The 10,478-nt window shown below is 44.1% G+C and carries 11 protein-coding genes; 6 read left to right on the top strand and 5 right to left on the bottom strand.

Features of this window, described 5'->3' with window-relative positions; translation table 11 throughout:
• Window positions 1–271 precede the first annotated feature (271 nt).
• The 4 genes from QZY09_RS24145 to QZY09_RS24160 all read right to left on the bottom strand — a co-directional run bounded on the left by QZY09_RS24145 (window position 272) and on the right by QZY09_RS24160 (window position 4,359).
• The gene (locus tag QZY09_RS24145) at window positions 272–1,615 is read right to left on the bottom strand and encodes a radical SAM protein (RefSeq protein WP_295677124.1); all 1,344 of its coding nucleotides are present in this window, start codon (window positions 1,613–1,615) and stop codon (window positions 272–274) included.
• A 366-nt stretch (window positions 1,616–1,981) separates the two neighbouring features.
• Window positions 1,982–3,430, bottom strand: a complete 1,449-nt coding sequence (locus QZY09_RS24150; RefSeq protein WP_295677127.1) for a hypothetical protein — start codon at window positions 3,428–3,430, stop codon at window positions 1,982–1,984.
• Between the two features lie 300 nt (window positions 3,431–3,730).
• Entirely contained in the window at window positions 3,731–4,120 is a 390-nt protein-coding gene (locus QZY09_RS24155; RefSeq protein ID WP_295677130.1) for a PIN domain-containing protein, read from the bottom strand.
• The gene (locus QZY09_RS24160; RefSeq protein ID WP_295677132.1) at window positions 4,120–4,359 is read right to left on the bottom strand and encodes a hypothetical protein; all 240 of its coding nucleotides are present in this window, start codon (window positions 4,357–4,359) and stop codon (window positions 4,120–4,122) included. Before QZY09_RS24160 ends, QZY09_RS24155 begins: the two co-directional genes overlap by 1 nt.
• Window positions 4,360–4,614: 255 nt before the next feature.
• Between QZY09_RS24160 and QZY09_RS24165 the strand changes: the two genes are divergently transcribed.
• The 6 genes from QZY09_RS24165 (at window position 4,615) to QZY09_RS24190 (ending at window position 9,487) form a co-directional block, all read left to right on the top strand.
• On the top strand, window positions 4,615–4,830 hold the full coding sequence (locus QZY09_RS24165; protein ID WP_295677136.1) for a hypothetical protein: 216 nt from the start codon (window positions 4,615–4,617) through the stop codon (window positions 4,828–4,830).
• Window positions 4,824–5,114, top strand: a complete 291-nt coding sequence (locus QZY09_RS24170) for a type II toxin-antitoxin system RelE/ParE family toxin (RefSeq protein ID WP_295677139.1) — start codon at window positions 4,824–4,826, stop codon at window positions 5,112–5,114. The genes QZY09_RS24165 and QZY09_RS24170 overlap by 7 nt, the downstream gene beginning before the upstream one ends.
• A gap of 217 nt (window positions 5,115–5,331) precedes the next feature.
• Window positions 5,332–5,811 carry a M15 family metallopeptidase gene (locus QZY09_RS24175; protein WP_295677141.1) on the top strand — a complete coding sequence of 160 codons (480 nt, stop codon included), beginning with the start codon at window positions 5,332–5,334 and terminating at the stop codon, window positions 5,809–5,811.
• A gap of 406 nt (window positions 5,812–6,217) precedes the next feature.
• Window positions 6,218–7,297: a COX15/CtaA family protein gene (locus QZY09_RS24180; protein WP_295677143.1), complete on the top strand. Its 1,080-nt coding sequence runs from the start codon at window positions 6,218–6,220 to the stop codon at window positions 7,295–7,297.
• Window positions 7,298–7,391: 94 nt separating this feature from the next.
• On the top strand, window positions 7,392–8,732 hold the full coding sequence (locus QZY09_RS24185) for an FAD-binding protein (RefSeq protein ID WP_295677147.1): 1,341 nt from the start codon (window positions 7,392–7,394) through the stop codon (window positions 8,730–8,732).
• Window positions 8,733–8,881: 149 nt separating this feature from the next.
• Window positions 8,882–9,487: an HAD family phosphatase gene (locus QZY09_RS24190; RefSeq protein WP_295677149.1), complete on the top strand. Its 606-nt coding sequence runs from the start codon at window positions 8,882–8,884 to the stop codon at window positions 9,485–9,487.
• Between the two features lie 55 nt (window positions 9,488–9,542).
• Here the strand turns inward: QZY09_RS24190 and QZY09_RS24195 are convergent, their stop codons facing one another.
• A complete protein-coding gene (locus tag QZY09_RS24195) occupies window positions 9,543–10,433 on the bottom strand; it encodes a flavin reductase family protein (RefSeq protein WP_295677151.1) in 891 nt (296 codons plus the stop codon).
• Window positions 10,434–10,478: the final 45 nt, after the last annotated feature.

Genomic DNA, 10,478 nt, shown 5'->3' on the forward strand with positions numbered 1-10,478 from the left:
CAGACGTGTGCTCTTCCGATCTGGTATTCTTTATAGAAATGACGCGTTATATTGATTTCTTCCTCTAAGCGATGTCTCAGCGTGAGGTTCAATTTGTCATGCTCATCATAAGGAATGATAAGTATGGTTACATTGTGACCTTCACCAAGGATGCTATGTAATACATTTAGCATTCTTATTTGCCCCAAATGAAAAACAAGTTGCGGTCGACAATGCAATAGAAACCTGCCCTTCTTTTGTGATCTTTCTCGGTATAATTCGGCCATGGATGTTATTTTCTTATTTTTAGATAAAATTCGTTGATCAATTCAGTTAGCACATGAGGCTCCACTTCGGACAACTGCAGATTGCTTCTCCAAGCATGTTTGTTGAAATAGGAAATATCAAGTTCGAAATCATGATATTTCAACAGTTCGTCCTCTTTATAGCCATCCAGCAGCAGTTGGGTCCACATCGGCGTTTTTGGAAAAGGTTTGTAAATAAAAATCCGTGGATCGAAATACGCTTTATTAGATTGATGACTTAAGTCAAAAATCTTTTTAGCGAATGTAAGTGTTTGATCTATTTGATCTCTAGTTTCATGAGGAAATCCGATAATAAAATATCCCTTTATATAAATTTTGCTATCAAAGATGGTTTTAAGGAGTGTAACGAGGGGCTCTTCATAGATTCTTTTTCCAGATAGGGCTCTTACATCATAAGTCCCGGATTCGATACCTATTGCGATTCGCTTGATGCCCATCGCCTTCATTTTATTGAAATGTGTTTTATTTAGCGTTCGCAAAAAAAGAAATGGAAAGTTAATCTCCCATTCAATTTTTAGATCGGCCTTCTCAATATAATCAAGAAATTCTTCAAGGTCTCGTATTCTGTAGAACGGTAAATCGTCGACTATCTCTATGCCTTCCACATGATAGACTTCTATCAACTCGTTGACTTCTTTTGCTATATTTAGCAAGCTACGGCGTTTATAAACCGTACCCGCATGTTTGCAACTACCTGCGCAAAAAGAGCATGTGTATATGCACCCGCGACTGATTGACATGTCTACATACAGTTTATTGTTTTTTATGTAAGGCTCGCCTCTTAAAAGTGTTCGATCTACAATGGGCAGGTCATCTAAGTCAAAAGAAATATCATAGCCAGATGACATTTTTAACACATCATTTTCTTTATAATAAATATCTGAAATTTCTGCGTAAGGTTTTTTTCTCAAGATATCTACTAATTTAAATTCGCCATCATGACGGACTAGAATATCCGCTCTTAAAAAATGCTTTTGGAAATATTGGAAACCCATTGCTGTTATATGAGGCCCCCCAAGAATGACCGTCACGTCCTTTGGCACCAGGTCGATGATGCCCTCCACGATGTCGTTGTTTATTGTAAATACATTAAAGCCAACAAAACTTGGTCGAAGATCGTCGATCAACGCCAAGATATCATAATGTGCTAATTGATTCTGCTCCGCGTCGATAATCTTAACTTCAAACCCCGCCTTCTTGGCCATAGTGCCTAAATATAAAAGCCCAACTGGTGTTGAATACGATGTCTTAAATCGCGGATATTTCGAGTAATCATGGATAGGGCTATTTATTAATAGAATATCTACCATCTTGTAATGCAAAAGGTTTTGGAAGTTTGAATATAGTCATTAAAATCGATATTCAAAACGATAGATAAAAAAAACGCCCCGTTTCTGGCGCTCGTATCTGGGCACGCAAAGCGTTGGGCTACTAGCGCCCTGAACACTGCAAGAAATTACGTGCGCCTTTTGCTAAGTTAAAGAACACTCACCCTCCATTTTGCAAGCTTGCAATGTATTTATATCTTTATAATCTTATATCAAATTCTCAATGAAATATGTTTTCCTGTTTTGTTCTGCATTGCCGACCAGTAATCACACACTCTACGCGCCGACATTTGTCTTTATTCTCGTACCTGCCTCGTGATATTTCCAAAGGGTATATAAATCCGTTGACTAGTACGCGTTTATCCTGAACTTTTTGGAAAATCCAAAATGCACCAGCATTTTTTGATCGGGATTGAAGGGCAAATTGTTATCTTTATATTTAAAAAACCACTTTTTAGAGACACTAAGGTTGCCTATTACTCCAAATTCAAATAATTTTTCAAGTACATCTTCGTGTGTTTTATTGGAGTTTTTTAAAAAATTTGCAATAAGCGAATCCTTATCCATCTCTAATTTTATCTCATCGAGACTAAATACACCTTTCCCAAGTTTTATTATCGATTGGCAGGCTGGCTGCCAAATTGATAAATGACTTTGTATTTCATCACGAAATTCTTTAAAAAACCATTCCGAGTAATCTCGTTCTGCTGTTTTAACTGCCTGAAAATTAATTTTCCCGCTGTATTTAAATTTGGAACAGATTTTCATGTACTTAACCACATCTCTTGGCCTTTCAAAAGTTCTATTATAAATAAAGTCCCAAACGGTTGCGATCTTTCTGGGTAAAGATGGATCTTTATTTACTGATATACATTCCCATGCTTTTTGAGGATTTTCTACGCGCAATGAGGCATTTATCCTTGCGTTTACCAAATCTAATAATGAGTATGGCGATTGCGATTCAGTGGTCCATTTTAGATTAATTAAATAATCATCAAGCTTATTTAAGTCATTGTCTTCTAAATTTTCAAAAATATCTGACCTTAAAGCTAAAACTGGTCTGAAATCTATGTATTCCTTCAGTTCGATATATGTATTTTCAATCGCCCTAAATAGCGCAAGTAACAATAGATTTAAACTTTTGTCATTCACAGAATACCCCTCGTCTAATTCATCGAAAAACAAAAAGAACGAGCAGTCACTTTTGATATTCCTAATTAAGTTGCCCAATATCTCAGTTACTTTTTGAAAATGTACAGGAGTCAACACTTCAAGCGATTCAGACGATTTGCCTTCAATTCCCAGCCAACTACTGAGTACAGATACTTTATTCTCTGAGCCAGCAAGAATTTTTAGCGTTTCATTAAATCCCAAATCGGATGGAAAATTAGACTTGATGAATAACTCCAATTCTATAACGTTTTGCGTTGGAGTTGCATTTTCATCTTGTATTATTAACTTACAGAGCTCGGTTAATAGTAAGAATGTCCAAATCGGAACAAATTGCGATTTATCGCCTTTCGTCTTATCCTTTAGGTTACGGAGGGTTTGAATAGGGAAATTTTTTAATGATAAGTACTTATGAAATTGATTGTATTTTCCATCAATTTCGTTTGTTAATTGCTCGATAATTGCGGTTTTACCGGTACCCTTCCTTCCAATAATATACCGATAGTCTCCTCTTTTTATTCCTTCGTATTCGGGGATTTCAATAAAGTAAGTATTCAACTTCTCGTCTCCCTTTGCCTCGTCCGGTCCCCAGTATACTCGCCAGAAATTATCTTCGTATTTTGCCATGTCGATTAGTTTAAGTTTGGTGAAGGTATAATTTATTTTCAATATAAATATTTACAAGCTTGCAGTTTGTAATTTCATATAATTTACTTGGTTTCTGGTCCCGTATCCGTATCTGGCCAAGCAATGGGCTACTAAGTGCCGGGATTCAGCCCGCTGTCCGAAGTGTTCCACTTCGGATTAACTATGCCTGTTGCCTATGACTATCGTCTATTCCAGGGAAAACCTGGTAAAGCAGCATCTTTACCATCCTTACCCGCCGGATGGAGGGTGTTTCCTAGCTGGATTTGCCTATCGTTTATACTAATTTTCAATTTGAATGCCTTCAAGTTGATCGAAATGTTTGGTGTTATCTGTCACGAGTGTTAAATTATTTTCAACCGCCGTTGCTCCGATCAACAGATCAAATTCATCATTGTGGGGTTTACCTATTTTTCGTAAACGTACTTTCTCCCTGGCATAACGCCTGATGCTGCCAAAAACCGGGATAATAGAGATCCCGTTTATAAATTCGTCGACTGCTTTATGGGCTTTTTCCGGATTGCCGCTGTTTTCAGCGCCAAATCTTAATTCGATGACCGTAATTTCTGAAATGAAAAAATTTGTGCGGCATTTTTCGCGGATGATTGATGCCAGCTCAAGTTTTCCGCGCAAATAAAAAACACAGATACTGGTATCAAGCAGGTATTGCATCAGAAGTTGATATCTTTTTCGCGGAATTTCCTGGAAGCTTTAATCGTTTCCGTAATTTCTTCTGCCGGCCTATCGTCAGGGAAGGCTCCAAACGATTTGTAAAACGCCTTTTCCGTATCGTTTGTTTCCTTGTTTAAGGATTTGGTCAAACGTTTTATCAATTCCATTTTGGTGAAATTGTCCAATCCTTCAAAAAGGCCGGAATAGGTATTTACAATATTTCTGTTCACGGTTGTCATGTAATTGCGGTTTATGCAATAAAAATATTACTTCATACAAAAATAGTGATAAAAAGTAAATGGTTTAAAGTATAAATTTAAAAATCGGGACGATTGTCCGCTGTCCGAAGTGTTCCACTTCGGATTAACTATGCCTGGAGTGTCCGACTCCCGGTTTTTTTCAGTGAAAGTTCGGCTGTGCCAGGTGATTAACGACCATTGTATAATTTGCGATATTTAAATAACTTTGTGTAGATAGATATAAAACCGGTAAGTATGGACCTGATTATTGATTTTGACAATATTAAAGATGCCGGCAAGAAAGCGTGGTTGTTGAGTACTTTAAAGCTAATGGGAATTGATTACCAGGAACTTGAAAAAGCCCAGACACTGGAACAATACAACGAAGACCTTTTGGCCGGGGATGCTGAAATTGAGCGCGGCGACTATAAAACCGCCGCCGATTTGAAAATTGAAGCCGCCAAATGGTAACAGTTTGGAGCAAAAGGGCAAGAATTGAGTTGCAGAAAGCTTATTTATATATCAAATTGGATTCGGTGCAAAATGCAGAAATGCTGAGGGATGACCTGATTGATTTGACGATAGATTTATGTAATTATCCTACGAAATACCCTCCCGATAAATTTAAAAAAGATAACGACGGTACCTGGCGCGCTTTTGAAAAACACCATTACCGTGTCTCGTACCGGATTATGCCAAACGAAATCCGCATCGTCCGTTTACGGCATACCAGCAGATCGCCGCTTAAATTTTAATTTTCTTTATATTCTTCCCCGGGCGTTTGAAGGGAGAATGGTATAGCCAAAAACCAGCCTCATTTTACTGCTTCCCCTACCCCATTTTCGCGGGATTTACTGCGGGAAATACCGTAAAAACACGCTTTCTTTTCATCAAAATAAATCGGAAATTTAGATTTTAATTGCCGGGGAGGTTTCCGGCGATTGATCTGCATGCCCCTAAATCTTAAAAACAATGGCAAACTTTTATGAAGAGGTAATTAAAAACGATCCCCGTTTTAATTCGACCGAATGTATCAATGATATCAATTTACTGGAGCCGGTTACCCGGGCGCTGGTGCAGCAAATTATTGCCGCTGCGGCCGCACAGGGCCTCGCGCTGATGGTTTTTGAAACTTTCCGCAGCCAGGCCCGGCAGCAGCAGTTGTTTGACCAGGGGGTAACCCAGCTGCGCACCGTTGGGGTGCATAACTACGGCCTGGCCTGCGACATCGTAAAAAATGTGGGTGGGGAGCCTTCGTGGGACGGGAGTTTCGCGGTACTGGGCCAGCTGGCGCACAGCCATCAGCTGATCTGGGGCGGCGACTGGGGCCACCCGGAAGTACCCCATTCCTTTTACGACTGGGACCATGTGCAGCGCTGCACCGTGGCCATGCAGTCGCGATTATTTGCCGGCGCCTGGTACCCGGCGGATGATTACAACCCGTATGTGTAGGCAGTGGCAGTTGACAGCAGGCAGTTGCAGTGAGCAGTAGCAGCAGAAATCCGGATGATTTTTTGGTTAATTGCTGCAATTAAATTTTCGCGAAAAGGGCTTTTGCAGCGCGGCAGGGCATATTGGCGGGTGTACCAGGTGTATTTACCTGTATTCAGGTGGTTCACCTTTATTCACCGCACCGGCCAATGAGGGTTAAACACCGGGTTTAGCGCAGGCAAAAAAGTGATTGTTATCATTTTCTGCCCCGGCATAATAGGGCAACTTGCAGGGATTTCCGTGCCCCGTTGAAAACAGGAATTTTAATAATGAATGTCGAATATTGAAAGAAAACTTCAATATTCTGCATTGGATATTCGGTGTTCGGTATTTTTAACATTCAGTTTAATAAAAGAATATAAGACACATGCAAACAACCGTTTATCCCCCCGTTAGCCAACCCCAAACGCGTAAGAACAACCGTAAAGTGAGCATCTGGCTTGGCGTGGGCGTAGTGATGCTGATGGTGCAGATTTTGCTGGGCGGCATTACGCGCCTTACGGGCAGCGGCCTGAGCATTACCCAATGGGACCCGCTGATGGGCGCCCTGCCCCCGCTGAACACACATGCCTGGGAGCAAAGCTTTGCGCATTACCGGCAGATCGCCCAGTTTAAAAAACTCAACAGCCAGTTTACGCTGGCCGATTACCAGTCGATATTTTTTTGGGAATGGCTGCACCGGGAATGGGCGCGGCTGATGGGGCTGGTTTTCCTGGTGCCTTTTGTGGTATTTGTACTGCAAAAGCGGATCAGCCGGGGCATGGTGAAACCGCTGGCCATCCTCTTCCTGCTGGGCGGGCTGCAGGGAGCCATCGGCTGGATCATGGTTCAAACGGGCCTTAACGACACCGATACCGCCGTGAACCCGGTGGCGCTGGCGGTACATTTTATTTGCGCCCTGTGCCTGCTAAGCTGGCTGGTATGGATGCTGCTGCAACTGGCCGTACCCGCACACCAGGTAGTTTACCGCCCGGTTTTGCGCAGCGCAAACAGGGGGCTGCTGGTATTGCTGTTCGTACAGCTGATCTACGGCGCGCTGATGGCCGGCAGTCACGCCGCTTTGAGTGCACCCACCTGGCCGGATATGAACGGGGCGTTTATACCCGACAACCTTTTTGGCGGCGCTGATTGGGTGCGGAAGCTGTATACTGACCCGCTGGTGATCCAGGTGGTACACAGGTCGCTGGCATACCTGATTGGTTTGAGCACGATATTATGGTTTTACCTGGCAGGGAAAACGATAAGCAGGGGCTGGCTGAAGAAATTTAGCCGGGTGCCATTGCTATTGGTGTTTATGCAGATAACGCTTGGGGTGCTTGCAGTGGTAAATAGTCCGTTTGTGGGGGCGATAGGGTTTGCAGTGGCCCACCAGTTTGTGGGCATGCTGCTGCTGGTTTCGTTATTGGTGACGGTGTTTTTGTGCGGGAAGAGCGGAGTTGCGGGATAGGTAAATTGCTGCGGAGGCTTGGTTAGCGACAGTAAGAAATATGCTTCGCAATTTCCCCCAAAATATCCCTACCTTGTTTCAACCAAAATAAACAATGAAGAGAAAAACATTTATCCAATTAAGCTCTACCTTAATGGCAGCACCTCTCGTATCCCCCTACTATTCTTTTGCGCAGCAGGACCGGCTAAAAAACTGGGCCGGTAACCTTACCTACAGTACTGGCAACGTATTTTACCCCACCACCGTGGCCGAAGTACAACAATTGGTAAAGGCGCATACCAAAATAAAGGCCCTCGGCACCCGGCATTGCTTCAACACTATTGCCGACAGCCGCGACAACCTGCTCTCTACCAGCAAAATGAACCAGGTATTATCGCTAAACACTGCCGAAAAAACAGTAACCGTTGAGGCCGGCATCAAATATGGCGAACTGGCGCCCTACCTGCACCAAAAGGGCTATGCGCTGCATAACCTGGCTTCGCTGCCGCATATTTCGGTGGGCGGGTCAATTACTACGGCTACGCATGGGTCGGGGATCAGGAATGGGAATTTGAGCAGCGCTGTAACCGGACTGGAGCTGGTGATCGCCGATGGCAGCATTGTACACCTCAGCAAAGCCGCCGATCCTGAAAAGCTAAACGCCGCCGTGGTGGGCCTGGGCGCTTTGGGCATTATTACCAGGGTTACTTTGGCGATACAGCCCACCTATATGGTGAGTCAGCGCGTATTTACCGATCTGCCCATGGCGCAGGTAAAGGAGAATTTTGAAAAGATCATGTCCGCCGGGTATAGCGTGAGCTTGTTTTACGACTGGCAAACCGACCTGATCAACGAGGTCTGGATAAAAAGCCGCATCGGTACCGACACCCTGCCCGATCAGCCCGAATTTTACGGCGCCAAAGCCGCCACCAAAAACCTGCACCCCATTATCGCCCTCGGCGCCGAAAACTGTACCGAACAAATGGGCGTGCCCGGCCCCTGGTTTGAGCGGCTGCCGCATTTTAAAATGGGCTTTACCCCCAGCAGCGGCAAGGAATTGCAGGCCGAATATTTTGTACCGCTGCACCATGCTGTAGCAGCTATAGAAGCCGTTGCCAAACTGGGCAAACAGATAGGCCCGCATTTATTTATCACCGAGATCCGCACCATTGCGGCCGACGACCTGTGGATGAGCCCCTGCCGCCACCAAACCTCGGTAACCATCCATTTTACCTGGAAACAGGAAACCGAAGCAGTTCTGGCCCTGCTGCCCCAGATTGAACATGCCCTGGCCCCGTTTACTCCCCGACCGCACTGGGGCAAAGTGTTTACCCTGGCGCCCAAAACCCTGGAGGCCCGCTACGCCAAACTGCACGATTTTAAAAAGCTGGTGGCGGAATATGATCCGCACGGCAAGTTCAGGAACAGATTTTTGGAGAGCAATATTTATGGGTAAGGTAATTAATAGGCGGATGGGATAACGGGTTGTTTATTTGTCGTTCGTTCTGTTTTGGATAGTGGGTGCAATTGGAACAGCCCGAAATAATCATCCCGTCGGGGCACCGGGAGTATCCCGCTTTCCTCTTTTTACTATATTTGCCCCGTATGATCAACACCATCATCTTCGACCTTGGCGCGGTATTAATTGACTGGAACCCGCATTACCTGTACCGGAATATTTTTGCAGATGAGAAAGAAATGAAAAACTTCCTGGCCAACGTAACAACTTCTGATTGGAACGAGGAACAGGATGCAGGCCGCCCCTTGCAGGAAGGAACTGAGATATTGGTCAAACAATTCCCGGAGCATGAGGGTAATATCCGTGCGTTTTATTCAAGATGGGATGAAATGCTGGGCGATCCCTTACACGATACGGTGGAGATCTTTAAACAGCTTAAACAAAGCAACCGCTATAAAATATACGCCCTCACCAACTGGTCGGCAGAAACATTTCCGGTAGCACAGGCGCGGTATGATTTTTTAAACTGGTTTGACGGGATTGTAGTATCCGGTGCCGAGAAGATGCGTAAACCAACACCGGCATTCTATCAAATATTGCTTGACCGGCACAGTGTGAAAGCCGAAGAAGCTTTATTTATCGACGACAATTACCGCAATATTTTAGCGGCTGAAAAGATGGGCATCAAATCGATCCATTTTACGTCAGCAGAAGAATTAAGCAACCAATTAAAGCAACTTAATCTACTATAAAATCGGTGTAATCACCCCATAATCGGTGTAATCACCAAAAAAACAATCGGTGAAATCAATTAATCAATAACACCTTCCAGGCCTCTACTACCCTACCCCCATCCAGTAATTCTTTAGCTTTTAAATGCAGTTGTACTTCGCGGGTTTGGTTATCGCCTATCGTAGCGTCCAGCAGTTCTTTAATTTCGGGCGATTGGGCATACGCTTCTATCTCCTCATCAGTTGGCAATACTTCCACATTACCTAACTGGCCAAGGTTGTTACCCGTTAATATTTTTGAATTGCGGATAGCGACTGGAATGGAATCTACCCCGATACCCATCCTCCTGACTGGTTTCGCAACTTTAAATAAGTTGTCAGTGGTGATGCGGCAATACCAGTCGCCGCCCAGGCGGGCTACATGCTCCATCTTTAGCTGGTCTATATTGTTATTGGCATCCAGCACCGCTTCGTTAATATGCATCAGCTTAATTTCGGCAATTACCAGGTTACCTGCGCCAGCGCCATCGCCCAATGTAATAATATCCTTCACCACACATTCCAGCTGCACCGGCGATTCAGCCACCCTGGGCGGTTTCACCAGGTCAGACGGCAGCATAGTAAAGCCTGCTTTGATAAACTCATTTACCCCTTTGCCATACTCAACGCTCGCCAGCGATACCTGCTGCACCATATCATAATTTACAATATTGATGGTACATTCGGGCACTTCGCGCAGGTTTTCCAGCGTATGTTTGGTGGTGTTATCCCTCACTCTGCGCGATGGCGAAAACACGCAAACCGGCGGATTTACACTAAACAAATTAAAATAGCTAAACGGGCTCAGGTTGATATTACCAGCGGCATCCATGGTCGAGGCAAAGCATATCGGCCTTGGTGCGATAGCGGTGTTAAGGTAAGTCTGTAATTCAACCGGCGAAAGGTTGGATAGTTTAATGGTTAACATGATATTATCCCCACGCGCTCATTGCGAGGAACGAAGCAATCTCTA

Source organism: uncultured Mucilaginibacter sp. (genome assembly GCF_903913935.1).
Taxonomy (GTDB): Bacteria; Bacteroidota; Bacteroidia; order Sphingobacteriales; family Sphingobacteriaceae; genus Mucilaginibacter.